This window comes from Bradyrhizobium ingae, assembly GCF_055791185.1.
The window spans coordinates 312,228-336,737 of record NZ_JBVUBB010000005.1 but is presented as its reverse complement, the minus strand read 5'-3'; the positions used below and the strand labels follow the sequence as shown (position 1 = coordinate 336,737).

Genomic DNA, 24,510 nt, shown 5'->3' with positions numbered 1-24,510 from the left:
CGCTTGGAATGGTGACCGGCCATCGCCGGGATCATGAGATACCAGGCGCAGATGAACAGCGACATTTCCTTGCCGTCACATCGTGAGAACCGATTTTACCAGGGCATGGCGGCAACCTTTGTCGCCAACGCGCTTCAGGCGGTCAATTTTCTCGGGGATCGATTCCTGAGAAGGTCGCAACATTCGTTCTCGGCCATTCAGGATCTTTACCGGCACTCGATGGATAGTGCCTTTTCGGTGAGCGAGGCTTTCCTCGTCACGGGCGCGCCGCACGCCTCAGCCTACTACCCGCGCGATTTCGCCTGGTTCTATCCCGACGTCCTCGATCCTGAAACCATCATGGATTCGCAGGACTCCGTGCGCCGTGCGCGACTGCTTGAGAAGAGCGTCCGCCTGTTGCTGGAGGCGGTTCGCGCCAATGTCATCACGACGACCATCGTCCCGGCGGGGCGTGCGCGGTATCTCGGCGTGAATTATTTCTCGCGCCCTTCCGATACGCTGCTCGGTATTCTGGCCGGGCTTCAGCAGATGGTCTCTGCCGGGGAGAGAGCGTCCTATCTGGCGATGTCGCAATGTGCACATGCGGGTCGTCTGTTGCTGGCCGACTACGGCACCGACCTGAAGCGCGCGATCCTCCAGCTCGCAAGCGAATTGGAGCCGTTCGACGACGGTGGCGTCAGGTGCCTGCTCTGCGATGCCAACGCGCCTCGTTCTGCGGCAACCGACACCCGGGCCGAGCGCAGACGGTTCGTTACCAACGCCTGCGTCTACACGACTTTTGTGTGGGGCGTGCAACTCGCCATCGTCGACGAGTACGAGTTGAAGCGGCTGCTCGGGTGCGATCTCGCGCAGTACAAGAAAGACCTGCTCCGTCTGTTCGGCAAGGACGGCTATGTAAGGCACTCGCTGGACGGTGCGGCCGGCTCGCCGGTATCTTCCGTCGCGCTGGATTTCGTCGGCGTGCATCGCGGCTTCTGGGATATGACCGATCCAGGCGAACGCGCACTGTTCGCAACTACGACGGACCTGATCATTTCCGAACCGCGGTTTCGCATCCCCAGCACGTTTCACTTCCTGGTGTCAGCGGATAATCCGCGAACCAAGATGATCCACAAGTTCGCGGCTCCCGCTTACCAGGGGCGCTCCTCCTGGCCGACTTTTAACGTCGAATTTGCGGATCGGATGCTGGACTATGATGAATTCTCGGGGAGCGAGACTTACCGCCCCTGCGCCCAGGGAATTCTGAAGGACATTCGCACCGCGACCGAGGTCCATGGCGGTTATCAGGAGTTGATCTCGGAGCAAGGTCTGAAGTATCGGACCTGGGCCTATAAGGGGGCTGTGGCTCACTCCTGGTTTCCGCGCTTCCTGTCGGTCTGGAGGAGGGCGTACGGAACGCCGCTCCTCCAGTGGAATGACTGATCGGCGGACGGCTACCCGGCCGTCACGTCCACGGTCTCGCCGCCGTCCAGCACCTGCGCTGCCTTGGCTCGGTCGAGGTCGCCTTCCCAGGCTGCGACCACGACGGTGGCGACGCAATTGCCGACCAGGTTGCCGAGCGCGCGGGCCATGCCGATGAACCAGTCGACCGAGAGCACCAGCACGAGGCCGATCGCGGGGATGCTCGGTACCGCGTTCAGCGTCGCTGCAAGGATCACGATTGCCGAGCCCGGCACGCCGTGGGCGCCCTTCGATGTGATCAGGGAGACGCCGAGCACCAGCAGGAGATCGCCAAAGGACAGCGGCGTGTTGGTCGCCTGCGCGATGAAGACCACCGCAAGCGTCAGATAGATCGAGAACGCATCGAGGTTGAAGGAATAGCCGGTCGGGATCACGAGACCGACCACGGAATCCTTTACGCCCATCCGCTCCAGCTTCTTCATGATCTGCGGCAGCACCGCATCGGAGGAGGCGGTCGCGAGCACGATGGTCAGCTCCTCGCGCAGGTAGGCGAGGAATTTGAGGATGTTGATCCCGGCGAGCGCCATCACTCCGCCGAGCACGCCGAGCACGAAGATGCCGACCGAGACGTAGAACAGCATCACCAGCGAGACGAGCTGCTTCAGCGAGCCGACGCCATATTTGCCGACGGTGTAGGCGACCGCGCCGAGCACACCGAGCGGGGCGACCCGCACGATCAGCCCCATGACGCGGAACAGTACGGTGGACGCCGCATCGATGATGGTGGTGACGAGCTTGCCCTTCTCGCCGCCGACCAGCGCAAGGCCTACGCCGAACAGCACGGCGAAGAACAGCACCTGAAGCACGTCGTTGCGCGACAGCGCGTCGAACGAGGTCGACGGGATGACGTTGAGCAGGAAGGCGCCGACGCCCGCGCCTTGCAGCTTGTGGGCGTTGTCGGCGTAGGTGTTGAGCGCCTTGGCGTCCAGTGTTGACGGATCGATATTCATGCCGTGGCCGGGGCCAAAGACGTAGGCGAGGATGAGGCCGACCACGAGCGCCACGGTCGTCATGGCCTCGAAATAGAGCAGCGCCTTGACGCCGACCCGGCCGACCTTCTTGAGATCGCCAGCGCCGGCAATGCCGTGCACGACCACGCAGAACACAATCGGGGCCACGATCATCGAGATCAGCTTCAGGAAGGCGTCGCTCAGTATCTTGAGGCTGATGGCGAAGTCCGGAACGGTTACGCCCAGGATGATGCCGAGCACCAGCGCCGCCAGAACCTGGACGAACAGCGAGGTGTAAAGCGGCTTCGGCTCGGCGGTCGGCGCCGCAGTGATGGTCGACATGGTGAACTCCCCCGGTTTGACGCGTCTTGGACGTCAAAAAGGAGCAACAACCATGCCAGTTTGTCATTGTCTGGCTGGGAATTCGGTCGTTCTTAACGACTTTCCGCAGCGCCTCGCTTCAAACCAGGGGAATAATGGCCCCTTCGAGAGATGCCTCGCCGGCCCGTTCGGCGGAGCCGTCCGAGTGCCGCCGCAAGATCAGCGGCAGCAGTCCCCCGACACGCAGGGTCTCGCATTCCAGATTGGTCTCGACAGCGGCAATGGTTATGAAGCGGTCGATCTCGGCGCCGTCACGCAGGATGCGAACATTGATCACAGCGCGGGGCTTGAGCGCTTGGACGGGGGCGTCAATCTCCAGCATGTCGTCTGGCCTGAGGCCCAGCGTTTGCGGCCGGCGATCGCGCGGCAGGCGGAGCGGCAGAATGCCCATGCCGATCAGGTTGGAGCGGTGGATGCGCTCGAAGCTCAGCGCCAGCACAGCGCGAGCGCCGAGCAGCGCGACGCCCTTCGCCGCCCAGTCTCGCGAAGAGCCCATGCCGTAGCGCTCGCCGGCTACGACAACGACCGGCCGCTGCTGCTCCTTATAGTGCTCGGCGGCAAGCCGGAGCGACAGCCGTTCACCGGAGCCTGCAAGGATCGTGTGCCCCGGTGGCAGATCGGGGCCGAGCAAATTGCGCACGCTCTTGTTGGTGAAGAGTCCGCGCAGCATCACCTCCCAGTTTCCGCGGCGCGCGGCGAACACGTTGAGATCGTGCGAGTTCTCGCCGCGCGCGACGAGATAACGTGCCGCTTCGCTATTCGCTGCGATCGCGCCTGCCGGTGAGATGTGATCGGTCGTGATGTCGTCGCCGAGCACCAGGATGGGTGTCGCAGCGTAATGTCCAAGGTGCGAGCCGCGGCCGAAATCGGCGAAAGGCGGGCGGCGGATATAGGTGGAGGCGTCGTCCCAGGGGAATAATGCTGCGGCGGGCGCCTCGAACGCCGCCCAATCCGCGCTGGCTTCCGCGGCGTCATAAGCACTGCTATAGTCGCCCGCGTCGCGTGCGAGCGCCAAGGCCGCATCGATCTCGCGACCGGCGGGCCAGATGTCGGCGAGGCGCACCTCGGTGCCGGCCGAACTGCGCGCGATCGGATCGCGCAAAATGTTGCGTGCGACATCGCCGGCGAGGGCGAAGGCCACGACGAGCGGCGGCGAGGCAAGAAACCCAAGCTCGATCTGTGAATGTACACGGCCGGGGAAATTGCGGTTGCCCGATAGCACGGCGACCGGTGCCAATTGCTTCTCTTCCATCGCGCGTGCCATGGGTGGTGCCAGCGGCCCGGAGTTGCCGATGCAGGTCGTGCAGCCATAGCCGACGATGCCGAAGCCGAGCGCCTCGAGATCGTCGAGCAGGCCTGAGCGTCGCAAATAGCGCTCCGCGGTCGGCGATCCCGGCGCCAGCGAGGTCTTCACCCAGGCGGGCGGCATGAGCCCGAGCCGCCGCGCCTTGCGCGCGAGCAGACCAGCAGCGACCAGGAGCCTTGGGTCCGAGGTGTTGGTGCAACTCGTGATCGCGGCGATCGCGATCGCGCCATTGAGCGGCGGATCGGCCCGCTCCACGTCGGTGGTTGCAGCGGAGCGTGCCAGCGACAGCGCCTCTGCGGTCTTGCCGGCAGCGATACGGTCCTGCGGGCGGCGAGGGCCGGCGAGGCTGACCTCGACTTCGTCGAGATCAATGCTGATCGTCTCGGTGTAGCGCGGCGCCGCTTCGGGATCGAACCAGAGTTCTTGGCGCCGCGCATAGGCCTCGACCAGCGCGACCTGCTCGTGCGAGCGGCCGGTCTGCCCGAGATAGTCGAGCGTCCGGGCGTCGATCGGGAAGTAGCCGGAATTGGCGCCGAACTCCGGTGTCATGTTAGCGACGACAGCCCGATCGCCGGCCGAAAGTGCGGAGACACCTGGCCCAAAGAATTCGACAAAGCGGTCCGCAAGATCGATCCGGCGAAGACGCTCGGTGACGGTGAGTGCGAGATCAGTTGCGAGCACGCCTTCGCGCAGCCGCCCGGTCAGGCGGACGCCGACCACATCAGGCACGCGCATTGCGACGGGCATGCCGAACATCACGCTCTCGGCTTCCAGCCCGCCGACGCCCCAGGCCAGCACGCCGATCCCGTTGATCATCGGCGTGTGGCTGTCGGTGCCGATCAGCGTGTCGGGTGCGGCCCACGTATCGCCGTCGTGGTGCAGCGTCGTCACGACTCTGGCGAGCCGCTCCAGGTTCAGCGTGTGCATGATTCCGGTGCCGGGCGGATGCACGCGCACGCCGTCGAGCGCCCGGCTGGCCCATTTCATGAAGCGGTAGCGCTCGCCGTTGCGCGTGAGCTCTTGTGCCATGTTGCGGGCCATTGCGTCCGGTCGTGCAAATACATCGACGCCGAGCGAATGGTCGGTCGAGACGTCGACCGGCAGGACCGGATTGAGCCGGGTCGGATCGCCGCCAGCTTCCGCGAGCGAGGCGCGCAGACCCGCAATGTCGACCAGCGCCGGACCGCAAGTCGTGTCGTGCATGAGAACGCGCGAGGGCTGGAAGGCGATCTCGCTTTCGCTGCGTCCATCGGCGAGCCAGCCGAGAATTGCGGCAACTGACGCATCACGATCCGTGCCGCCGATGCGCAGCACGTTTTCGAGCAGGATGCGGTGGATCATGGGCAGGCGAGGGAGGTCCTCACCTGCTACGGTTGCGATGTCGGCGATGCGATAGGTCTGCGATCCGCTGCGAAGCGTTCCGAAATCAGTCATCTCTCGGTCCTGCCTATGCGATCAGGCGTGTTGCTCGGCAGCCTGCGTCTGCGCTTCGTCCGCGTTCTCCATTCGAGCGAACCAGGTCATCAGGAACGACACGAACAATAATCCGCTGAGGAACAGGAGCCCTCCATACGTGCTGCCGGTGGCGTCCTTGATGGCGCCGATCGTATAGGGGCCGGCGAAGCCGCCGAGATTGCCGATGGAGTTGATTGCCGCGATCGACACGGCTGCAGTCGAGCGCGTCAGGAACAGGCCGGGCAGCGACCAGAACGGCGACTTGAAGGCGTAGATGCCGGCAAGCGACAGCGAGATCAGCGTCATGGCGATGGCGGGTTGCGCGACGAGCCCGGTGAGCGCCAGCGCGACAGCGCCCCACAACAACGGAACGGCCGAATGCTTTTGCCGCTCGCCGGTGCGGTCGGAGTTGCGCGACCACAGCACCATCACGATCGTCGCAAAGGCGTAGGGCAGCATGGCGACGAGGCCGATCTCGAAATTGGTCAGCGAGGACGAGAGGCCTTTGATGATCTGCGAGTCCGATACCGAGATTGCCGACCTGGTAGATGAAATAGATCACCGACAGGAACAGGACTTTTGGGTTGGTGATCGCGGCGACGATGCCGAGATGCTGAACATTACGGCGGCCGGCCTGGTCCTTGCGCAGCTCCTCGGTGAGCCAGTCGCGCTCCTGCGACGTGAGCCATTTGGCCTGCTCGGGGCGATCGGTCATGATGAAGTAGTTGACGATGCCGGCGACGATGGCGGGGCCGCCTTCGAGCAGCAGCATCCAGCGCCAGCCGCTGAGGCCGAAGGCTCCGACGTGGTCCATGATCCAGGTGCTCAGGGGGGCGCCGATCAGATAGGACACGGGAATAGCCGCGGTGAACAGCGCGATCGTGGTCGCCTGCTCCTTGGCGCGGAACCAGTAGGTCAGATAGATGATGATGCCGGGAAAGAAGCCGGCCTCGGCAACGCCGAGCAGGAAGCGCAGGGCGTAGAGCTGCATTGCGCTCTGCACGAAGGCGCTCGCGGTCGCGACGATGCCCCAGCTGATCAGGATGCGCGAGATCCAGATCCGTGCGCCGTATTTGTTGAGCGCGATGTTGCTCGGCACCTCGAACAGGAAATAGCCGATGAAGAAGATGCCGGCGGCAAAGCCGAAGGCTTCGCTCGATAGCGCGAGCTCCTTGTTCATCTGAAGCGCCGCATAGCCGATATTGGCGCGGTCGAGATAAGAGATGACGTAGAGGCCGAAGCAATAGGGCACGATGCGCCAGGACACCTTGCGCATGGTGGATTGCTCGATGGTCGCAGTGGCGGCGGACATTGATGGCGTTCCTTGCTGCGTTTCGTCGGGGCTTGTCGGCAACGCCACAACCTTCCCCGCAGGCGGGCGCCTTGCGAGCATATATGCATTTTATAAAATAAAATGCAATAAGGCTGAGATCAGACCTTCGGGACCTTGATCAGGCCGGCGCCTTCGATGTGGACGCGGAGGAAGTCCGACGCCTCCTGACGCAGGCCTTTTTCCAGCAATGTCAGGATGTTGATGTGCTCGCGGCACTGGATGGGGAGGCGGCTGCGGTCCACCGTGATGCGATACTCCACCAGCCGGCGCAGCCGGTTCACGCGTTTCACTGCATCGAGAAAGAATGGATTGCGGGCGCAACCGACCAGCATTTCGTGGAACTCGGCGTTGGCGGCAAAGATCTCCGAGCGTGAGGCACGCTTGTAACCGCCGTCGAGTAGCCACTGCTGCTGCTCGCGAGCGGCTGCAAACGCCGCACGATCGATTTCGAAGCTCGGCAGGAGCAGGGCCTGTGGCTCGAGCGCGACGCGCAACTGATAGCCCTGCTGATAGCTCTCGCGCGAGGTGAGGAGCGGGCCAAACGCCCAGCCATTGCCGGGCAGGCGCTCGATCCAGCCTTCATCGGCTATCTTGGTGAGGATCTTCAGGAGGCGCGTACGCGAGAGGCCATAGCGGCGCATTAGCTCATTCTCGCTGACCTTGTCCGGGAGCTTGCCCACCAGGCGGTCCTCGGCGATGGCGAAGTACCACTCGTCCTCGCGCTCCGGTTCGGTATCCTCCGCGTCCGGCAGATCGGGAAGGTCAGCGGCGCTCTTGACCAGGAAGAAGCCGCGATTGGGCTCGGAGCGGACGACTTTCATGTCTTCGAGGATTTGCAGCGCTGCGTTGATCGGCGCGCGCGACACCCGCAGTGCATCCGCCAGTGTCTGGCTTGGCAGATGCTGTTCGGCCTGCAATCCGTTGGCGCGGATGTAGTCGAGGATCCGCGCGGTCATCTGGGTCGCGAGATTGGGGCGGGGCATGGCCGACTCAGGTTGGTCCTCTGTCAAAGAGATGTCGCTTACCAGCGCGGACTGCACAAGCGGGGCGCGCCCGAGCGGTTCTTGCGTTCCGCCCATAATTGTGTTTTAAAAAATAAAAAACAATATAGGGAAAAACGTGACGCCCAAAAATGCTGTCCCCGTTCCGCTCCGCGCTGACGGCGCCCCGCTGTCGCGGCGCTTGTTCGCGGGCCTCGCCGCCGCCGGTGCGGTGACCGCTGCATGGCCCGGTGCATCCGCGTTATCTCAGACACAGACGTCCCATCCGGAGGACCACATGCTCGAAGGCTCTCGCTCATTCGTTTATGTCGGCGCCCGCACTACGAGGGAACGCAACGCCCGCGGCGACGGGCTCAACGTCTATGCAATGGACAATGCGACCGGTGCCTGGCGCCATATCCAGCTCCTCGGCGAACTCGTCAATCCGTCGTTTCTCGCCTTCGACCGTACGCGACGCTTCCTCTACACGGTGCATGGCGATCTCAGCGAGATCACGGCGATGGCGGTCGATCCTGCGAGCGGCAAGCTCGCCGTGATCAACCGGCAGAGCACGGAAGGAAAGAACCCCGTCCATCTCGCGATAGATCCCACCAACCGCTTCATGGTGATCGCCAATCACATCACGTCCACGCTGGCGCTGCTGCCACGGCAGGACGACGGTTCGCTCGGTGCTGTCATCGATCTCGTCAAGCTGGAGGGCAAGATCGGCCCGCATCGCGTCGAGCAGCCCTTCGCCAAGCCGCATCAGGTCGAGTTCGATCCGTCAGGCGCGTTCATCGTGGTGCCGGACAAGGGTCTCGACCTCGTCTTCACCTACAGGATCGATGCAGAGAGCGGAAAGCTCGTGCTCGCCGGCAAGCCGGTGCAGGCGCGTGAAGGCGCTGGCCCACGCCATGTCGTGTTCCACCCCCGCGGTCAGCTCGCCTACGTCGTCAACGAGCTTGATTCGACCGTCACGGCCTATCGCTTCGATCCCGCAACCGGCACGCTTGCTCCATTCCAGATCGTCCCCGCGGTGCCTGACGCGTATACGGGCAACAGTCGCGCAGCCGAGATCGCGGTGTCGTCCGATGGACGCTTCGTCTACGCCTCCAATCGCGGCGATGACAGCATCGCGACGTTTGCAATCGATCAAGCGACCGGTCGCCTCTCGACCGTCGGCTGGACGCCGAGCGGCGGCAAGACACCGCGATTCTTCGCGCTGGCGTCGTCGGACACTTTGCTGTTCGCGGCGAATGAGGAAACCGACACGGTCAAGCTTTTCAAGCGCGATACCGCTAGCGGCCGCCTCGTTGCGACCGACCAGATGGTTCACATCGGCAGTCCGGTTTGCATTCTCTTCAAGACACTTTGATGCGCTAGGCGCGCGCTCGGGTTGGTGAGAAGGCTCGAGCACATGGCGGCAGTGTAGCAGAACGGCGCCCATTGCTGCGGCGCGGCCTGCCTCAAATCCCGGCTTGCCCATCAAACCGCTCAATGTCAGACTTGTGACATGAATACAGCAAAGCGACGCGAATCGAGCCTCCGCGACGAATACGCCGAGATGACGCGGCAACGCATCGTGGCAGCCTTCGTCGAGACGTTGGAGGACGAGGCGGCCGACGACATTTCCATGGCCGCCGTGGCCAAGCGCGCCAGGGTCGCCGAGCGGACCATCTATCGCCACTTCAAGACCCGCGCGGAGCTGTTCGCGGCTGCCGGCGAGTGGATCGAGAACAACGTCTTCAGCTACATTCCTTTTACCTCGCCAGACGAGCTGCCGGATATTTTCCGCAAGCTATGCAAGCGGTTCGACCGCCATCCGCATCTGGCGCGGGCGATTGCGATGACGCGGGCGGGCCGAAAGGTGCGCGCGGGATTCCGGCGTCACCTGATCGAGCAGCATCGCAAGGCGATGGCGCCGCTGGTGCGTCATCTCCCTGCGAAGGAGGCTCGCCAGGCGGAGGCGCTCGCTTCGTACCTGAACAACGTGCTGGCGTGGAATGCGATGCGCGAGGATTTCGGCATGTCCAGCACCGATGTCGCCGACGCGATCGAGTGGGCCCTCACAACACTTTTGAAGGATGTTCGTCAGCGTGATGCCGCTGCGGCGGGCAGCGGCAAGGCCGGCAAATCGCTGCGAAAGCGAACCACGGCCGCGAACGAGCCCGCATAGAACGAGGTATGCCATGAATGCGATACCCGACGACCTCCTGATCAACGCGCCCGACGAGGTTCGCATCCGCCAGGATCTGGTGCTGACGGCGCTCGGCCGTCGCCCGGCCGATCGTTCCATGCGGGTCGGCCGATTGCTCGACGTGCACAGCCGCACCTGGAGCGAGGATCAGGAGATCGTCTTCAGGGGACGGCGCATCGCGTGGGTGGGACCGGCGGGAAGCTATCCTGGCGAGGTCCGAGAACGCCTACATCGGCCGGGTCTTGCCGCCGTGCCCGGTTTCGGCGAGGTGCACAAGCATATTGAAAGTTCGCATCTGACGCCGGAATGGGAGGCGGCGCTGGTGCTGCCGCATGGCAATACCTGGACCTGCGAGGCGAGCCACGAATTCTCCAATGTCAATGGCGCGCGAAATCTCGAATTCTGGTTCGAGGCGCGCCGTCGCGGCTCGCCGCTCAAGATCTTTCCGCAGCCCGGTTCGGCGGTGCCGCCGACGGCTTACGAATGGGGCGGCGGCTGGTATGGCCGCGACGAGCAGGCGCGCTTCATGGGCGAGAGCCTGATGGTCACTGGTCTCGACGAGGTCATGGATTGGCCCGCGGTCTGGAATCCGGACAACCCATCCTACAAGCGACTCTGGGGCATGATCGAGGCGACCTTTGCGGCGCGCGGCGTCGTCGAAGGCCATGCCTCGGGCTTGCGGGATCTGCCTTCCATCAACGCTTTTGCCGCGGCCGGGCTTGCCTCCGACCACGAGGTGCAGACGCCGGAAGAGACCTGGGACAAGCTCACCCGCGGCCTGTTCGTCGAGCTGCGCGTCTACGCGATGGACGAGATCGTCAAATGGCTGCTCGCCAGAGGCTTGCAGGACTGGTCGCAGATCGCTTTCACCACGGACGACCGCAGCGCCAGCCACACGCTCGAGCTCGGCGCCAGCGATCACAATGCGCGGGTTGCGATCGAAGCCGGCCTCGCTCCGGAAATCGCGATCCAGTGTCTCGCCATCAATCCGGCGCGGCACATGCGCCTCACGCCATTCGTCGGCAGCCTCGCCCCGGGGCGCTTTGGCGACGTCGTGCTGCTCTCGGATGTATCCAAGCTCACCATCGCTGAGGTGTGGGCCGATGGCGTGCAGGTCTCCGATGGCAAGCGCTATCTTGGCGAGGTGCCTCGGATCGAATGGCCGGAATGGGCAACCAAGACGGTCAATATCAAACGCACGATCAAGCCAGAGGATTTCGAGCTCTCGGCGGAGCCAGGTCGCACGACAATGAAGGCGGCCGTGATCCGACCCTTCCACTGGCATCCCGAGTTCTACACCCTCGACCTGCCGGTGCGCGACGGCGCCGTGCAGCGCGACGAGAGCGAGGCTATCACCAAGTTCGCGATCGTCGACCGCTTCTCTGGCGACGGGCGAATTGCAAAGATGTTCTGGCGCGGCTGCGGACCACGGACGCCCGAGACGGCGCTGGCCTGCTCGGTCGCGCACGACAAGCATAACATCTGGGTCGTCGGCTCGTCCGATGCCGCGATGGCCGAGGCCGTGAACGCGCTGATCGAGCTTCAGGGCGGATGGGCGCTGGTGCGCGAGGGTGAGCTCGTGGCTACCGTCCGTTTCGAGGTCGGCGGGCTGATGAGCTGCCGCTCGGCGCAGGCGCTCGATGCCGAGATGCAGGCGCTCTACGCCGAGGGCCGCAAGGTCGACTGGATGTATGAGCCGACCTTCCGGCCGCGCTGGTATCCGGGGTTTCCCGAAAGGCTGATGTTCGCAACGCTGACCTGCGCGCCCTGGAGCTGGGTGCTCGTGGCGCCGTGCGAGCAGGCGCCGCTCGGGTTCATCAATGTGCAGACGGGCGAAGCGCACCCGGTGGTTTGGTAGGGGAGTGACTGGGATGAACGAGGTGACGTCACCGCAAGCCGCTTCCGCAGAGCCGGCGCCGCGCGCCGCAGCAAGCCCACTCGATCGCATCTTTGGCCTCACCGAGCGCGGCACCAGCGTCGGTCGTGAGGTGATGGCCGGCGCCACGACTTTCGCGGCGATGGCCTATATCATCGCGGTGAATCCGGCGATCATGTCCAACGCGGGAATGGATCGCGCCGACCTCGTCAGCGCCACGGCACTCGCCGCGATCTTCGGCTCGGTGATGATGGGCCTTTGGGCCAACCTGCCGCTCGCCGTTGCGCCGGCAATGGGCTCGAACGTCATCTTCACCTACGTCATCGTCAAGCAAATGGGGATGCCCTGGCAGGGTGCGCTCGCCATGGTCGCCTTCACCGGCGTGCTGTTCTTGATCCTCAGCCTGTCGAAGCTGCGCGAGAAGGTCGCGAAGGATGTACCGGAGGTGCTGAAGATCGGCATCCAGGCTGCAGTCGGCACGCTCATCGTCTTTATCGCGCTGCGCGGCGCAGGCTTCATCGTGCAGAACCCATCGACCTATGTCGCGATGGGATCGCTGCGCAGCCCGCCGGTGTTACTGACGCTGTTCGGCTTGTTGCTCACGCCGGTGCTGGTGGCGCGCCGGGTGCCGGCGGCGCTGATCCTGTCGATTGCCGTGCTAACCCTGATCGGTTTCTTCGTTCCCGGTGCCAATGGCAAGATGGTGACGTCAGTGCCGTCAGCCATCATATCGTGGCCGCGCTGGCCGACCAGCACCTTCCTGGCGCTTGATGTCGGCTATCTCTTCAGCCATTTCGTCGTGGCGCTGCCACTGCTGTTCTACTTCCTGTGCGCCGAATTCTTCTCGACGCTGGGCACGCTGATAGGGGTCACGGGTGCCGCCAATCTCCGCAAGGCGGATGGTTCTATCCCAAATGCCACCGCGGCGTTTGCAACTGATGCTACGGCATCCATTGTCGGCCCGCTGCTCGGCACCTCCGTCGTCACGGCCTATATCGAGTCCATCACCGGCGTGCAGGCCGGTGGCCGAACGGGTTTGACCTCGCTCACCGTTGCGGGATTCTTCTTCCTCGCGCTGTTCTTTTGGCCGATCTTCGTCATCATCCCGTCACAGGCCACTGCGCCCGCACTCGTGCTCGTCGGCGTCTTGATGATGCAGGGCCTCGCCCGCATCGACATGACGGATCTCGTCAATGCTGTGCCGATTGTGCTCACCCTGCTGGTCACCGTGCTCACCAACAACCTCATCAATGGCATGGCGCTGGGGACGCTGAGCTACATTGCGCTGGAAGTCACCATGGGGCGCCGCGTGCAGATTCCGGCGATGGTCTGGGGGCTGGGCGTCGTGTTCATCGCTTACGCAATCGTGATCGCGCAAATATTCTGAAGGCAGGGCTACGCCGCCAGATCCAGCAGCCGGCACGATCCACGCACCAGCACCTTGCGGCCAGATGAGGTCATCACGGGCACACCATCGTTGATCGCGACGAGGCCGAGTTTGACGAGGTCTTCGAGCGCATGGGCCTTCGAGAAACGATACTGCGAGGCCGGACAGCGCAATGCCTTCAAGATTTCCCACTGGTCTGGCGAAAGATCGAAATCGTCGTTCATGTTGCCTCGAAATATCTGGCCGTGCGTGCACCGATTAGCGGTGCAGGATGAAAACCATGCGACGACATTGAGTCGGGAATTCGATTGGCTGTTCAGAACATCTCTTCACAAATGCCTGAGATCATTGCGCCACAATAGTTAAGATCGCGCACGCGTGGCTATCATTCCCGATGTTCGATCACCTCTTGATGATCTGGAGTTGATAGTGCGCTGCGAATTTTCGCACTGCACGGGAAGCAGGCCTGTCCCTTTCCGCGCTGCGATGTGCACAGGAAAGATGAGACAGACCCCGCAAGACTCTGTTACGTTGAGTCTCGGGGAATGACTTCACGCGGCAGGAGTGGAGTGCATGAACAGGCTGGTGGCAATTCGCAGTCAGGAATCCTTTTGCCGGGAACGAGCGGCGCTGGATTCCAACCGACGGGTGTTCTGGCTCGCGCAGGCAGAAGAGTGGGAGAAGCGCGCGCTCGACGAGATCGCCCATCACTTCCGCGAATGCAATCGCGCTCACGGAGATTTGCACGCGGTCACCGGCTAGCGGACCTTCGCGGGGCTTACTGGTAACTCGCCACGATATCCGACACGGCGCGCTCGAGCTGTTGCGCGGTGGCGCATTGTCGCACCACGCTGCAAAATGTCGCGTAGCGCGGCATCTCGGAATCGCCAAAACCCCAGATCATGCGTCCCTCGGGGTTGAGCCACACCAGCCGTTTCGACCGCTCGGAGATGCGCCGCAAGATATCGGCGCGTGGATCGAGATTGTTGCTGCGGGCGTCGCCCAGCACGATTACGGTTGTCTGCGGCGTCAGCGCGCTCATGGACTCATGCTCGAAGTCGTCGAGAGAGGAGCCGTAGTCCGATGAGCCGAAACCGACCTTGGACATGATCTCTGCCATCGCCGCTTCGGGCGAGTTGGATTCCAGGATGTCGCTGACCTCTATCAGATGCGAGGAGAACGCGAAGGAGCGGACGTCGTCGACCACCTCGTGCAGCGAGTGGATCAGCAGCAGGAAGAAGTCAGAGACGCGCGCCACCGAGCCAGAGACGTCGCAGAGGGCTACGATTTTCGGCCGGTCGCGGTGCTTGCGCTTCCAGGCCGTGAGGAATGGCACGCCGCCCCAGGCTGCGTTGCGGCGCAGCGTGCGCCGGACGTCGAGATGGCCGCGGCGCTGGCGCTTGCGCGGCTTGGAGTAGCGCTCGCGCAGGCGCCGCGCGATCCTGCGGATCAGCGCGCGCATCTCCTCGACCTGGCGCGCCTCGATGCGGGCCATCGGTGCATTGCGCAGGATCTCGTTGCGCAGGTTTTCGGCCTCCTCACGGGCATAGAGCGCGAGCCCCTGAGAGACCGTGTCGCGGACCGCTTCGCGCAAGCCCTCGAGCGCCGTACGCAGCCGCTCGGCAAGCGACGGGTTGGCCGCGGTCAGTTCGTCGAGATCGTCGCGCAGCCGCTGAAGGCCCATGGCGTCGAGGATGCGGCCGGAAAATATCCCGCGCTGGGTGGAGTAGCGGATGTCGGACAGCGACGCCGCGCTGGCGCCACTGGCAATTGCCGCCGCGATCGCGTTGCGGTTCTGTGACAAGAGCATTTGCGCGAGTGGACCCAGGCCTTCGGTGGGTTGACCAGTGCCGGCGTCGTTTCCGCCGTCTGGAGAGGGCGGCTGACTGCCCTCCGGAGGCGCATGGTTATCGTCGGTCTCGGGCTGTTCCTGCCGCGGCTCGGGCTGGCTGAAGAACAGATCAAAGCAGTCGCCGAGCGCGAGCTTCTCGTCCTGCGACTTCGCTAGCGTCAGCAGCAGTGCGTCGCGCAAGATCCCGCGGTCGGAAAAGCCGACCTGCGCGACCGCGCGCATCGCGTCGATGCTTTCGGCGGGCGAGACATGGACGCCGGCACCGCGCGCCGCTCGAAAAAAGCGATGGAGGTTCTCCCGCATCGGTGTCAACCGAAGATGTTGGACCGCGCCGCCTTGGCAATGAACGTCGTGACGTGGGGCGCCGCCGCCTCGATGTCGGCCTCGTATTTCAGGAGCACGTTGAGCGTGTCCTTGACGATCTCGGTGTCGAGTTCGCCGGCCTGCAAGAGCACCAGTACGCGCGCCCAGTCGATGGTCTCGCTGACCGAAGGCAGTTTCTTCAGGTCCAGCGTGCGGATCTCGTGGATGAAGCCGACCATCTGCCGGCGCAGGGTCTGCGAGATGCCGGGCACGCGGCTCTCGACGATGCGTTCCTCCAGCCGCTGCTCGGGGAAGCCGATATGCAGATGCAGGCAACGCCGCTTCAGGGCGTCGCCAAGATCGCGCTCGCTGTTGGAGGTGAGGATCACCGTCGGCGGTGTGATCGCCGAGACGGTGCCGAGTTCGGGAATGGTGACCTGGAAATCGGACAGGATCTCCAGCAGCAGCGATTCAAACTCGGCGTCGGACTTGTCAATTTCGTCGATCAGCAGCACGCAGCCGCCGGGCTGCTCGAGAGCCTGTAGCAGCGGGCGCGGTTCGACGAACTCCTTGGAGAAGAACACGTCGCCGAAATCATGTAACTGGTCGAGCGCGGCATGCAGGGTCTGCGCTCCGCCTAGCACTTCGCCAAGCTTGTCCTTCAGGATCTGGGTGTAGAGAAGCTGCTTGGCGTACTTCCACTCGTAGAGCGCCTTGGCCTCGTCGAGGCCTTCGTAGCATTGCAGGCGGATCATCTTCATGCCGCGCCAGGCGGCAATCGCCTTTGCAAGCTCGGTCTTCCCGACGCCGGCGGGCCCCTCGACCAGGATCGGCTTTTCGATCTGTTGCGACAGATAAACCGCGGTCGCGATCTGCCGGCTCGCGATATAGCCTTGCGCGGCGAGGCCGCTCTCCACCGTCTCGATCGAGGTCGAGGCCTTCTGATCAGCCACGAATGGGCGCTCCCGATGTCCTGTTCGGGGCTGTTCTGCCCCCCTTCCGAACAAAGGACAAGTCTCGATTATCCGGGAACACATTGCGCTGACGGCATTTTTCCGCTCAGCGCAATACGGGAGCGCAGGGCTCGGGCGTCTCGATCAGTGACGCAGCAACTCGGGTTTCCGGATGGTTTGCCGCAGCTCCCCGCCGCAATCGGCGCATTCGTAGATGAAGTCGATCTTGGCAAGGCTCCAATGCGGCTCGACCTCGCGCACATACATTGGCAGGAACCCCATGCAGCTGGGGCAAATCACAGGCGCGATCTCGATGTCCTGATGATGCTGTACATAGGCTGGCATCTCGGCTCTCCTTCGCAGGCGACCCACTAAACCCCGCGTAGAATCTAGCGCCGGCGGCGTAATCGCCGTCATCAACTCTTTCGAACAGAGGCGGAACGGCCGGCATTTGTCCACCGCTGTGACATTCTTGTAACGTCTCTGTACTGTAACGGGCGGACTAAATGCCTATTTCACGGCCCAATCGGCTTCTTCGGCGAACACTCCAACAATAAGGGAGCAAACACCCATGACGCACGCCATTCGTTTTCACCGCACCGGAGGTCCGGAAGTCCTGGTTTGGGAGCAAGTCGAGGTCGGCAAGCCCGGTCCGGGCGAGGCGCGCATCCGACACACCGCGGTCGGTCTCAATTTCGTCGACATCTACAACCGCTCGGGTCTTTATCCCGCGCAATTGCCGAGCGGACTCGGCAGCGAGGCGGCCGGCGTCGTCGAGGAAGTCGGCCCCGGCGTGTCCGATTTGAAGCCGGGTGATCGCGTTGCCTATGGCGCTTCGCCGCTAGGCGCTTACTCCGAGGCGCGGCTGATCCCGGCCGACCGGTTGTTGAAATTGCCTGATGGCGTTGACGACAAGACCGCGGCGGCGATGATGCTGAAGGGGCTCACTACGCAGTATCTGATCCGGCAGACCTATCGCGTGAAGGCTGGCGACACCATCCTGCTGCATGCTGCAGCGGGCGGCGTCGGCCTGATCCTCAGCCAGTGGGCGAAGCATCTCGGTGCGACCGTGATTGGCACGGTGAGCAACGACGAGAAGGCCAAGCTCGCCAAAGCTCATGGCTGCGATCACGTCATCATCTACACCCGTGAGGATTTCGTGAAGCGCGTCGACGAGGTCACCGGCGGCAAGAAGGTGCCGGTCGTCTATGATTCCGTCGGCAAGGACACTTTCCTGAAGTCACTGGACTGCCTGGCGCCGCTCGGTGTCGTCGCGCTGTTCGGCCAGTCCTCCGGCGCGGTCGAGCCGCTCAATCTCGGCCTGCTCGCGCAGAAGGGCTCCCTCTACGTCACACGTCCGACGCTCTTCACTTACGCGGCGAAGCGCGAGAACCTGGTGGCGATGGCAGGTGAACTGTTCGACGTCGTGAAGTCCGGCGCGGTCAAGATCGAAGTCCACCAGACTTATCCGCTGAAGGATGCAGCGAAGGCGCATGCCGATCTCGCCGCACGCAAAACCACGGGCTCGACCGTGCTGCTGGTGTGATCCTGATCGGATGATGATGCAGGCCGCTTGCGGCCTGCATCACGATCGTTCGTGCTTGCGTAGATCGCGGGCATGGTCGAAGCGCGCCGCCTGAAGGTTGACCTCGCCAGGCGCAATCTCGGGCAATCCGGCCTGGATGAGGATGTCCTCGGTCACGTCCTCGACCGCGGTCCCGATGATTTCGTGGATAAAGCAGATGTTTCCGTATTCACCGGAAGCGACGCGCGAGACGACCTCACGCCGGGTGACTTCGGGGTCGACGACCGCTTCACGGCCGCGGCGACCATAATCGATCATCACGACGAAATACTGCATCAAATTTCCCTGCCCGCCTCGAGGCGAGTTGCAGTATTTCTGAAAATAAGAATATAGTCAAGCCTCGATTTCCAAAAATCGGAAATCGAGGCTCTGCGGTTGCGATCAGTCCGCGCGTTACTTGCCTTTGCCTTTGCGAGCCCGGGCCGACTTGGCGCGCAGACGCTCGAGCTGCCCCTTGGGCATGGTGAGGCAGATTTCGCCGACCCACTCCAGCTTCACGCCGACGATCGGCTTGGCGTTGAAGCTCGCGAGGTTGACGACCGAGGGAGTCTTGCCCCGCTCGATGGTCTTCAGATAACGCTCCCCGGTCTTCAGGCGGACCACGGCCTCCTCGCCATAGAAGCTCGACAGCGGGAAGCGCTGCTCCTTGTAGACCACGATGATATCGCCGTTCTCGTACTTGGGCAGCATCGAATCGCCCATGACCTCGAAGGCGACGGTCTCCTCCATGATCGGGAAGGGCAGCACGATGTCGCCAAGTCCTTCCGGCGGGACCTGCTCATATTCCGGCTCGATCACGGCGCCGGCGCCGACCCTGCCCATGATCGGCGAAAGATTGAGCTCAAGGTATTCCATGATCGGCAGGATTTCCGACGCCTTGACCAGGCGCTCGCCGCCGAGGATTTCAGAGACTGCGCCCGGGCGGACGCCCATGGCCTGGGCCAGCCCACCCTTGCTCTTGCCTGACCGCTTCAGGCCCCGTTCGATCATCGTCGCGTCCAGCATGGTTATTCCCTCGCTTGTCCCAGCTTCGTCTCTACCTTAAACCGAAATTCGGAATTAGATATTACGAATATCAGAATTCCTCGTTGACATATCCTTCGGAATATCGGAATGTGTGTCTCGCCTCAAGAGTGTCGTTCGGACCGGACGAGGCAGTTCACAGGGCAAGACAGTATGGAACCGGGCAACTGGGCGTCGGAGCACTCCGACGCGCTGCGCGACTATTTTCTCAAGGGAATGTCTTTCGCGACGATCGCAAAGGAGATTAACGCAAGATTTGGAATGGATTACAGCCGAAACGCGGTGATCGGGCGCGCTAAGCGGATGGGGCTTGCCGCGCCCAAGCGGATGGCGGCTCTGCCGGTCGCGCCGTCGCATCTGCCGAATGGACTGTTTCGGCAGCACGGGCCGAGCCCGGCGGGAAAAGGCGAGGCATTCAAACCGCCTTTCAAACCGGCCGAACCGGTCAAGCTGCGCTGCATCGGAATCCGCCCGCGGCTCATCTCGCTGCTTGCGCTCGAACCTTGCGACTGCCGTTACCCGTATGGCGGCGACAAGGATGGGGAGCCGATGGCCTTCTGCGGTCATCCCCGGCGCCAGGGCTCCAGCTATTGCACGCCCCATTTTCATCTGACCTCCGGACCCGACACGGCGCGAACGACCGGCCCGGTCACTCTGCGGCTCGTCGCGGCTGCGTGAACCTCATCGCCCCGTGCTGGGAATCCGATTTTCATCGTTTTGTGTCAAGGAGTATCCAAGTGGCACGTGCCAAACGCAGCAAAACCTATCGCCTGGCAGGAATCCACGACCGCAGGTCACGTGACGTGGCGGCCCACGCTGAAGTGGCGGAAATCGAGGTGGACAATCCCCTGGGCCTTGATCCCGGCGAAAAAATCATCGTGTTGCGCTCGATTCGCAACGATCCGTTGGGTCGGCTTCATTCCCATCACCAGATCGACGAAGCGCAGTACCGCGGTGGCCGCGCGTTCCAGAACGACTGGGAGAAGGCGGAGCGGGGTCCGCAGGCGGTCGATCCCAGCCGGGAATATGTCGACGGCGCCCTCGGTCGGGAGCCCCTTACCGAGCGCCAGCGCCAGGCGGTGCTGCGGCTGAACCGGATCGGGCGCGAGCTCGGCACCGACGGCACGGCGCTCGTACACGATGTCCTGGTGCTCGGACTGACGATGGAGCAGGTCGGCGAACGCCGCGCGGTGCGCAGCCAGCGCTGGAACGACTATTTTTCCAAGAGGTTGCAGGAATGCCTGGATCGGCTGGCGCAGATCTACGGCTTTGCGACCGACCGCGGCGCGACGAACCGGCCTGGCCGCTAGCTCAGGAAAAGCCGGCGCGAACGAAGCTCCAGGGCAGGGGACAGTCCGGCGCCGATTTTTATCGACATGCCCAAGAGCGATGAGATCCGATGAATCGTCATCGCGCTCGGCTGTTGTTCGAGCGCGATCAGGCGTCTCACGGATGCGGCATGATCTGGTACGGCGTCGTGTAAGGTTCAACTCGGAGCGAGGCGTTGGCCAGCAATCCGATCTTGGCGGTCGGTGCCTGCTGCATCTCGCCGTTCTGGCCGCGGTGGACGTTGTATTGCCACACAGTGAGGTCGCCCTTCTGCGCCAGCGCATGGGCTACCGCGCTGGCGTCAGTGCCGCCGAGCGCCTGGAGCTCTTCGGCGTTCAGGCCGATGACGATTTCATCCTTGACGGTGACGATCTTGAACAAGTTCATCTTGGCCTCCTGCGCCCATGCGCCGTGTGATGCGACAGTGAAAAGCGCAATGGCCGCGCCCTTGATGAGATCGCTCCGAGAAAGCATGCCGTCTTCCTTTGCTGGACGCGCGCCCGAATCGTTGGTCCAGAAGTCAGCCATGGCGCCCGTGATCTGCGTGGCCGTATCGCACTGGGGCTTTGGTCGCTCATTTGCGAATGGGGGTTCATGTCCTTGAAAAATATCGTTGCACGGGTGAACCGCGAGACGGCGCTCCGCGTCCAAGTACGAGAGTCAGGGGACATAGGATGAAATTCGCCGGTATCGTTTGCATTCTTGCTTCTGCGGTTGCGACCGGCGCCGCTAGCGCAGCCGATGCCTCCTACGTCGGAAGCTGGAAATTCACGAGCGCGGTGGTGGCACCTTGGGCGGATCTCCAGCACAAGCCCGACAGCACCGAGCAGGCGCGGCTGATGGGCAAGATGGTCCTCGTCAAGGCCAGGGAAATCTCCGGCCCGCGCCCCTTTGCCTGCGCCAGGCCGCAGTACAAGCTTGTCGACTACGGCGCCGACATGATCTTCCAGGGCGCTTTCGACGAGATGCAGCACTCCAGCAAAAAGGCCGATCCGAAGGCGCTCGCCGTCTCGCTCGGCTTTGTCGGCGACAAGATCAAGACGCTCGAAACGGGGTGCGAGATCGATTTCCACTTCGTCGATGATGCGACCATTGAGGCGGGCCTCAACGATTACGTCTACACGCTGAAGAAGCAGTAGCCCGATCGGTTCTGCGTCGAGGATAGACCGGCTCGCGATAAGTCAGTCGCGGATCGATGGGCGGTTCTCCTGATGCTTATGGTGCGCCATTGCCGCCCCCCGGGTCCAGAGCTCCGAGCCCTGCCGGTCCAGATCCCGGGCGCCATCCTTCCGCTTGAAACAATAGGTAGGCATTGTGGCCTCCGCTCGCTGTTCATACTGGGAAACAAAATACGCCGCTTGTCGCATTGACGCAGATCGAGCCAACGTGCAGCTATGACGTGCTGAATCCTGACGCAGGCGGGGTGAGCCGGGTCCGTCATCCGGAATTTGCCGAGGTGCGATGACGACGAAGCAACCCTCTGCTGCCGGTTTGGCTTGCCGGAAGGGTTGTTCCTTGTCATAATTGCAACCTCGTCGGGTTCGCCCGGTCCGTTGCGGGCATGCGTTTTGGCGGTCCGCCCGCGTCCGGGCGATGGCCGTTCATGTCCGAGGTCAGTTCTCGAATGACGTCTGCCGTTTCACGAAGCCCGTTCCTTTCATAGGTGCGAGATGAAAAACCTCAATTTCGCGACCGAGCTGCACCTGAAGCTGGGGGCGCCTGCGAGTCAAACTGTCGAAAGCCTGCGACTGCTGCGTGCATTTCTCAAGCTCGCGCCGCGGCAACGTTTCGAGGTCATCAAGCTGGTCGAAGACCTTTCCGCCGAAGAGATTCCTGAACATCCGATTTCCTGAGGCCGGGTACCGGCCGTCAACGTCCCAACCAGAACCGACCGCCCCGGGGTCCCTGACGCCAGCCGAGCCGCTGGAATGCGATCCGCTAAGTGTGGTAAATCAGTCAGGGACAAGGGGAGGACGGCGACATGATCGAACCGAAGCTCGAAGTTCCGGCCGAATTGCGCGATCTGGCCGAGAAGACCATCGATCAGGCGGAGAAAGCCTTCGGCCTGTTTTTCGATGCTGCAACCAAATCGATGTCATCGGTGCCTGGAACCGGCACGGAAGTTTCCAAGCAGGCGCTTGCTTTCACCGAACAAAACATGAAGGCGGCGTTCGAGCATGCGCGCAAGCTGGTTCACGCAACCGATCTCCAGGAAGCGATGCGCATCCAGTCCGAATTCCTCAGAAGTCAATTCACCAACGCCGGCGAGCATATGCGGCAGATCACGGGCAACCTGATGCAGCCCGGCAAGGGCAAGTCCTGAAGCGCGGGCGGCGCGCGTGCTCACAAATTGATCTTGCGTGAGAACGACGCGCGGATTTCAATTGCATGGCAGCTCCATGATGGGCCACCGGATGAGCATATCGTCCGCCGTCCGTCATCCTTTCTGCTGATCCCTGTCGGCTCAACCGGCAGGGATTTGCATTTGAGGGGCATCTCGTCGTTTGAGCATGGTCTTCGCGCAAACGCGTTCCGCGCTGGTCGCGAGGGGGCTTCGCCTCACGCTTTACGCTAATGAGGTCCCTCCAGGTTCCGCGCGCTACTGGCGCAACGAGCCGATATAGGCGGCGATGTCCCCAGCCTCGTTCCGGCTCAAGGGGAAGTTTGGCATCTTGGGATGCGGATCGAGCAGAAAGAAGGCTAGTTTCTCCCGCGTGAAGTCGGGCCTGCGCGCGATGGCGGCAAAGGCGGGGACGTCAACGCTCGCCTGTTTCTGTTCGCCCGTCACGACGTGGCAGCTCGCGCACCAGCGTTTTGCCAGATCGGCGCCGTGATCGGGATCGGCGGCAAAAGCCGGCGATCCGGACAGGCCGGCTGCGACGATCAGAGTTGAAAGTGGTCTGACAGGCAGGCGCACGAGACGTCCTTGAGCCATTTGTCCGGCATCCGTGCTCAACCGCAGCACGATCCCGGAAATTGCGAGAGATCGATGCGGGCGATCATCGACCGGACCAGCCTGCGGGTGGAGCGGTAGAGGCGGCGAAGGAACACCGGCGCAGCCGCGGCGGGCAGCCTTAGACTTTGTGTGTAGTGCGACATCTGGGCTTCCCCGATCCTCAAGGTCTGCCTTGTCGCGTATTCGGCGCCGTGCCGCCTTGATCTGCCGCAAGGCTGCCTGACGAGGGTGTGGCCGTCGACTGACGAGTGGGCCTAGTAGTCGCCGGGATTCATGATCATCGGGCTCTTCGTATCGGTCGGCGCGAGCTCGCTGCTGGAGCTGCTGCGCAGGAACTGATCCAACGTGGCCTGGATCTTCTCCTTGACCGAATCCGGGCCGCGGTCACTCAGCTCGGTGTGCTGGGCGCCGGTATTGATGATGTCGATGCCGCGTGACTTTGCCTGCTCAGGGGTCGGGAGAACGCCGGGGTCAGTGAGGAACCTCGGATCCTTCGAGCGGAATGACAGTATTTTGAGGTGATCGTTGAGCACGAAGGGCACCCGCAGATTGTCGAGCGTGATCACCTTCGACACCAGCTCGGGGTGCTGATGGGCGACATACATGGAGACGTCGCCGCCGTTGGAATGACCGACGAGCGTGATGTGATCGTATTCCGCGTTCTCCTGCTGCTTCTTCAACTCGTTCAGGACGAACAGGATGTTGGCCTCGCAGCGCATGTAAACGCCCTTTCGGCCGACATAGGGCTGACCGACCCTGGTCATCAGGGGCGGATCGGTCGGCAGATCCTGTTGGATGCTGGCCACGAGATATCCGCGCGCGGCGAGCACGTTGGCCAGGAACGAGTACTCGGTGGCCTTGACCGTGTTGCCATTGCTGATGACGGCGATCGGGAGCTTCCAGAGGCCGAGATTGGCCTTGGTCTCGTAATCGCGGCGCACGGCGATATCGACCGAGACCGGCCGCTGGCGTGCGGCGTCAAACAGATTGATGGTGTCATGGCGGATCGCGAACTTGCTCACGGCGAAATATTCGCCGGCGGCAAGAACGCAAAGAAACGCCAGAATCGCAAAAGCCCTTTTCATCGTTTCATCCCGATCACTTTTCGCAGAGGTAGTGATGCGGAACTCGGGGATCGAGCGATTGTGTGGGCAAGACGGGATTAAATTTAGGCAAGCTTGCT

Annotated in this window: 26 protein-coding genes; 12 read left to right on the top strand and 14 right to left on the bottom strand. The window is 62.9% G+C overall.

The annotated features are described in order from the left end of the window. The first annotated feature begins 51 nt into the window (after positions 1 to 51). Positions 52 to 1,422 (top strand): hypothetical protein, encoded by a 1,371-nt coding sequence (locus tag ACV1FX_RS10660; RefSeq protein WP_473117509.1) that lies wholly within the window; start codon positions 52 to 54, stop codon positions 1,420 to 1,422. Positions 1,423 to 1,433: 11 nt separating this feature from the next. Here the strand turns inward: ACV1FX_RS10660 and ACV1FX_RS10655 are convergent, their stop codons facing one another. From ACV1FX_RS10655 to ACV1FX_RS10640, 4 genes are all read right to left on the bottom strand, one after another. Then, complete coding sequence (locus ACV1FX_RS10655) at positions 1,434 to 2,753, bottom strand: dicarboxylate/amino acid:cation symporter (protein ID WP_473117508.1); 1,320 nt, start codon at positions 2,751 to 2,753, stop codon at positions 1,434 to 1,436. A gap of 118 nt (positions 2,754 to 2,871) precedes the next feature. Continuing rightward, a complete protein-coding gene (gene acnA, locus ACV1FX_RS10650) occupies positions 2,872 to 5,532 on the bottom strand; it encodes an aconitate hydratase AcnA (protein ID WP_473117507.1) in 2,661 nt (886 codons plus the stop codon). Positions 5,533 to 5,545: 13 nt separating this feature from the next. Next, on the bottom strand, positions 5,546 to 6,865 hold the full coding sequence (locus ACV1FX_RS10645) for an MFS transporter (protein WP_473117506.1): 1,320 nt from the start codon (positions 6,863 to 6,865) through the stop codon (positions 5,546 to 5,548). A gap of 119 nt (positions 6,866 to 6,984) precedes the next feature. Beyond that, positions 6,985 to 7,869, bottom strand: a complete 885-nt coding sequence (locus ACV1FX_RS10640) for a GntR family transcriptional regulator (protein WP_473117581.1) — start codon at positions 7,867 to 7,869, stop codon at positions 6,985 to 6,987. A gap of 295 nt (positions 7,870 to 8,164) precedes the next feature. On the opposite strand from ACV1FX_RS10640, the gene ACV1FX_RS10635 reads away from it, so the two are divergent. The 4 genes from ACV1FX_RS10635 (at position 8,165) to ACV1FX_RS10620 (ending at position 13,326) form a co-directional block, all read left to right on the top strand. Beyond that, the gene (locus tag ACV1FX_RS10635) at positions 8,165 to 9,241 is read left to right on the top strand and encodes a lactonase family protein (RefSeq protein WP_473117505.1); all 1,077 of its coding nucleotides are present in this window, start codon (positions 8,165 to 8,167) and stop codon (positions 9,239 to 9,241) included. Between the two features lie 138 nt (positions 9,242 to 9,379). After that, a complete protein-coding gene (locus tag ACV1FX_RS10630) occupies positions 9,380 to 10,042 on the top strand; it encodes a TetR/AcrR family transcriptional regulator (RefSeq protein WP_473117504.1) in 663 nt (220 codons plus the stop codon). Between the two features lie 13 nt (positions 10,043 to 10,055). After that, positions 10,056 to 11,921 carry an adenine deaminase gene (locus ACV1FX_RS10625; RefSeq protein WP_473117503.1) on the top strand — a complete coding sequence of 622 codons (1,866 nt, stop codon included), beginning with the start codon at positions 10,056 to 10,058 and terminating at the stop codon, positions 11,919 to 11,921. Positions 11,922 to 11,934: 13 nt separating this feature from the next. Next, on the top strand, positions 11,935 to 13,326 hold the full coding sequence (locus tag ACV1FX_RS10620; RefSeq protein WP_473117502.1) for an NCS2 family permease: 1,392 nt from the start codon (positions 11,935 to 11,937) through the stop codon (positions 13,324 to 13,326). A gap of 8 nt (positions 13,327 to 13,334) precedes the next feature. On the opposite strand, the gene ACV1FX_RS10615 is transcribed toward ACV1FX_RS10620, so the two are convergent. Beyond that, on the bottom strand, positions 13,335 to 13,550 hold the full coding sequence (locus ACV1FX_RS10615; protein ID WP_473117501.1) for a hypothetical protein: 216 nt from the start codon (positions 13,548 to 13,550) through the stop codon (positions 13,335 to 13,337). A gap of 349 nt (positions 13,551 to 13,899) precedes the next feature. Here ACV1FX_RS10615 and ACV1FX_RS10610 point away from each other — a divergent pair, with 349 nt between their 5' ends. Continuing rightward, positions 13,900 to 14,088 (top strand): hypothetical protein, encoded by a 189-nt coding sequence (locus tag ACV1FX_RS10610; protein WP_473117500.1) that lies wholly within the window; start codon positions 13,900 to 13,902, stop codon positions 14,086 to 14,088. Between the two features lie 16 nt (positions 14,089 to 14,104). On the opposite strand, the gene ACV1FX_RS10605 is transcribed toward ACV1FX_RS10610, so the two are convergent. The 3 genes from ACV1FX_RS10605 to ACV1FX_RS10595 all read right to left on the bottom strand — a co-directional run bounded on the left by ACV1FX_RS10605 (position 14,105) and on the right by ACV1FX_RS10595 (position 16,779). Continuing rightward, positions 14,105 to 15,481, bottom strand: coding sequence for a VWA domain-containing protein (locus ACV1FX_RS10605; RefSeq protein ID WP_473117499.1), 1,377 nt, complete (start codon positions 15,479 to 15,481; stop codon positions 14,105 to 14,107). Positions 15,482 to 15,486: 5 nt separating this feature from the next. Then, on the bottom strand, positions 15,487 to 16,434 hold the full coding sequence (locus ACV1FX_RS10600) for an AAA family ATPase (RefSeq protein ID WP_473117498.1): 948 nt from the start codon (positions 16,432 to 16,434) through the stop codon (positions 15,487 to 15,489). Between the two features lie 144 nt (positions 16,435 to 16,578). Then, on the bottom strand, positions 16,579 to 16,779 hold the full coding sequence (locus ACV1FX_RS10595; RefSeq protein WP_473117497.1) for a hypothetical protein: 201 nt from the start codon (positions 16,777 to 16,779) through the stop codon (positions 16,579 to 16,581). A gap of 226 nt (positions 16,780 to 17,005) precedes the next feature. Between ACV1FX_RS10595 and ACV1FX_RS10590 the strand changes: the two genes are divergently transcribed. Then, positions 17,006 to 17,980: a quinone oxidoreductase family protein gene (locus tag ACV1FX_RS10590; protein ID WP_473117496.1), complete on the top strand. Its 975-nt coding sequence runs from the start codon at positions 17,006 to 17,008 to the stop codon at positions 17,978 to 17,980. A gap of 39 nt (positions 17,981 to 18,019) precedes the next feature. Here ACV1FX_RS10590 and ACV1FX_RS10585 read toward each other — a convergent pair whose 3' ends face one another. Continuing rightward, positions 18,020 to 18,295, bottom strand: coding sequence for a hypothetical protein (locus tag ACV1FX_RS10585; protein ID WP_473117495.1), 276 nt, complete (start codon positions 18,293 to 18,295; stop codon positions 18,020 to 18,022). Positions 18,296 to 18,412: 117 nt separating this feature from the next. After that, the gene (locus tag ACV1FX_RS10580; protein ID WP_473117494.1) at positions 18,413 to 19,024 is read right to left on the bottom strand and encodes a S24 family peptidase; all 612 of its coding nucleotides are present in this window, start codon (positions 19,022 to 19,024) and stop codon (positions 18,413 to 18,415) included. Between the two features lie 108 nt (positions 19,025 to 19,132). Here ACV1FX_RS10580 and ACV1FX_RS10575 point away from each other — a divergent pair, with 108 nt between their 5' ends. Next, positions 19,133 to 19,720 (top strand): GcrA family cell cycle regulator, encoded by a 588-nt coding sequence (locus ACV1FX_RS10575; RefSeq protein WP_473117493.1) that lies wholly within the window; start codon positions 19,133 to 19,135, stop codon positions 19,718 to 19,720. A gap of 59 nt (positions 19,721 to 19,779) precedes the next feature. After that, positions 19,780 to 20,352, top strand: coding sequence for a hypothetical protein (locus ACV1FX_RS10570; RefSeq protein ID WP_473117492.1), 573 nt, complete (start codon positions 19,780 to 19,782; stop codon positions 20,350 to 20,352). 136 nt (positions 20,353 to 20,488) lie between these two features. Here ACV1FX_RS10570 and ACV1FX_RS10565 read toward each other — a convergent pair whose 3' ends face one another. Next, a complete protein-coding gene (locus tag ACV1FX_RS10565; RefSeq protein ID WP_473117580.1) occupies positions 20,489 to 20,845 on the bottom strand; it encodes a hypothetical protein in 357 nt (118 codons plus the stop codon). A gap of 200 nt (positions 20,846 to 21,045) precedes the next feature. Between ACV1FX_RS10565 and ACV1FX_RS10560 the strand changes: the two genes are divergently transcribed. The 3 genes from ACV1FX_RS10560 (at position 21,046) to ACV1FX_RS10550 (ending at position 22,694) form a co-directional block, all read left to right on the top strand. Then, positions 21,046 to 21,510 (top strand): hypothetical protein, encoded by a 465-nt coding sequence (locus tag ACV1FX_RS10560; protein WP_473117491.1) that lies wholly within the window; start codon positions 21,046 to 21,048, stop codon positions 21,508 to 21,510. 531 nt (positions 21,511 to 22,041) lie between these two features. Beyond that, complete coding sequence (locus ACV1FX_RS10555; RefSeq protein ID WP_473117490.1) at positions 22,042 to 22,224, top strand: hypothetical protein; 183 nt, start codon at positions 22,042 to 22,044, stop codon at positions 22,222 to 22,224. A gap of 128 nt (positions 22,225 to 22,352) precedes the next feature. After that, positions 22,353 to 22,694 (top strand): phasin, encoded by a 342-nt coding sequence (locus tag ACV1FX_RS10550; RefSeq protein ID WP_027528420.1) that lies wholly within the window; start codon positions 22,353 to 22,355, stop codon positions 22,692 to 22,694. 276 nt (positions 22,695 to 22,970) lie between these two features. Here the strand turns inward: ACV1FX_RS10550 and ACV1FX_RS10545 are convergent, their stop codons facing one another. The 3 genes from ACV1FX_RS10545 to ACV1FX_RS10535 form a co-directional block, all read right to left on the bottom strand. Continuing rightward, the gene (locus ACV1FX_RS10545) at positions 22,971 to 23,306 is read right to left on the bottom strand and encodes a c-type cytochrome (protein WP_473117489.1); all 336 of its coding nucleotides are present in this window, start codon (positions 23,304 to 23,306) and stop codon (positions 22,971 to 22,973) included. 17 nt (positions 23,307 to 23,323) lie between these two features. Continuing rightward, positions 23,324 to 23,470 (bottom strand): hypothetical protein, encoded by a 147-nt coding sequence (locus ACV1FX_RS10540; protein ID WP_473117488.1) that lies wholly within the window; start codon positions 23,468 to 23,470, stop codon positions 23,324 to 23,326. A 111-nt stretch (positions 23,471 to 23,581) separates the two neighbouring features. After that, positions 23,582 to 24,412 carry an alpha/beta fold hydrolase gene (locus ACV1FX_RS10535; RefSeq protein WP_473117487.1) on the bottom strand — a complete coding sequence of 277 codons (831 nt, stop codon included), beginning with the start codon at positions 24,410 to 24,412 and terminating at the stop codon, positions 23,582 to 23,584. Positions 24,413 to 24,510 lie beyond the last annotated feature (98 nt).

What these genes read in the sequence shown, in the direction of transcription:
- ACV1FX_RS10660 (WP_473117509.1), top strand. Translation starts at nt 52, where the DNA reads ATGAACAGCGACATTTCCTTGCCGTCACATCGTGAGAACCGATTTTAC.
- ACV1FX_RS10655 (WP_473117508.1), bottom strand. Translation starts at nt 2,753, where the DNA reads ATGTCGACCATCACTGCGGCGCCGACCGCCGAGCCGAAGCCGCTTTAC.
- acnA (WP_473117507.1), bottom strand. Translation starts at nt 5,532, where the DNA reads ATGACTGATTTCGGAACGCTTCGCAGCGGATCGCAGACCTATCGCATC.
- ACV1FX_RS10645 (WP_473117506.1), bottom strand. Translation starts at nt 6,865, where the DNA reads ATGTCCGCCGCCACTGCGACCATCGAGCAATCCACCATGCGCAAGGTG.
- ACV1FX_RS10640 (WP_473117581.1), bottom strand. Translation starts at nt 7,869, where the DNA reads ATGCCCCGCCCCAATCTCGCGACCCAGATGACCGCGCGGATCCTCGAC.
- ACV1FX_RS10635 (WP_473117505.1), top strand. Translation starts at nt 8,165, where the DNA reads ATGCTCGAAGGCTCTCGCTCATTCGTTTATGTCGGCGCCCGCACTACG.
- ACV1FX_RS10630 (WP_473117504.1), top strand. Translation starts at nt 9,380, where the DNA reads ATGAATACAGCAAAGCGACGCGAATCGAGCCTCCGCGACGAATACGCC.
- ACV1FX_RS10625 (WP_473117503.1), top strand. Translation starts at nt 10,056, where the DNA reads ATGAATGCGATACCCGACGACCTCCTGATCAACGCGCCCGACGAGGTT.
- ACV1FX_RS10620 (WP_473117502.1), top strand. Translation starts at nt 11,935, where the DNA reads ATGAACGAGGTGACGTCACCGCAAGCCGCTTCCGCAGAGCCGGCGCCG.
- ACV1FX_RS10615 (WP_473117501.1), bottom strand. Translation starts at nt 13,550, where the DNA reads ATGAACGACGATTTCGATCTTTCGCCAGACCAGTGGGAAATCTTGAAG.
- ACV1FX_RS10610 (WP_473117500.1), top strand. Translation starts at nt 13,900, where the DNA reads ATGAACAGGCTGGTGGCAATTCGCAGTCAGGAATCCTTTTGCCGGGAA.
- ACV1FX_RS10605 (WP_473117499.1), bottom strand. Translation starts at nt 15,481, where the DNA reads ATGCGGGAGAACCTCCATCGCTTTTTTCGAGCGGCGCGCGGTGCCGGC.
- ACV1FX_RS10595 (WP_473117497.1), bottom strand. Translation starts at nt 16,779, where the DNA reads ATGCCAGCCTATGTACAGCATCATCAGGACATCGAGATCGCGCCTGTG.
- ACV1FX_RS10590 (WP_473117496.1), top strand. Translation starts at nt 17,006, where the DNA reads ATGACGCACGCCATTCGTTTTCACCGCACCGGAGGTCCGGAAGTCCTG.
- ACV1FX_RS10585 (WP_473117495.1), bottom strand. Translation starts at nt 18,295, where the DNA reads ATGCAGTATTTCGTCGTGATGATCGATTATGGTCGCCGCGGCCGTGAA.
- ACV1FX_RS10580 (WP_473117494.1), bottom strand. Translation starts at nt 19,024, where the DNA reads ATGCTGGACGCGACGATGATCGAACGGGGCCTGAAGCGGTCAGGCAAG.
- ACV1FX_RS10575 (WP_473117493.1), top strand. Translation starts at nt 19,133, where the DNA reads ATGTGTGTCTCGCCTCAAGAGTGTCGTTCGGACCGGACGAGGCAGTTC.
- ACV1FX_RS10565 (WP_473117580.1), bottom strand. Translation starts at nt 20,845, where the DNA reads ATGCTTTCTCGGAGCGATCTCATCAAGGGCGCGGCCATTGCGCTTTTC.
- ACV1FX_RS10560 (WP_473117491.1), top strand. Translation starts at nt 21,046, where the DNA reads ATGAAATTCGCCGGTATCGTTTGCATTCTTGCTTCTGCGGTTGCGACC.
- ACV1FX_RS10555 (WP_473117490.1), top strand. Translation starts at nt 22,042, where the DNA reads ATGAAAAACCTCAATTTCGCGACCGAGCTGCACCTGAAGCTGGGGGCG.
- ACV1FX_RS10550 (WP_027528420.1), top strand. Translation starts at nt 22,353, where the DNA reads ATGATCGAACCGAAGCTCGAAGTTCCGGCCGAATTGCGCGATCTGGCC.
- ACV1FX_RS10545 (WP_473117489.1), bottom strand. Translation starts at nt 23,306, where the DNA reads ATGGCTCAAGGACGTCTCGTGCGCCTGCCTGTCAGACCACTTTCAACT.
- ACV1FX_RS10540 (WP_473117488.1), bottom strand. Translation starts at nt 23,470, where the DNA reads ATGTCGCACTACACACAAAGTCTAAGGCTGCCCGCCGCGGCTGCGCCG.
- ACV1FX_RS10535 (WP_473117487.1), bottom strand. Translation starts at nt 24,412, where the DNA reads ATGAAAAGGGCTTTTGCGATTCTGGCGTTTCTTTGCGTTCTTGCCGCC.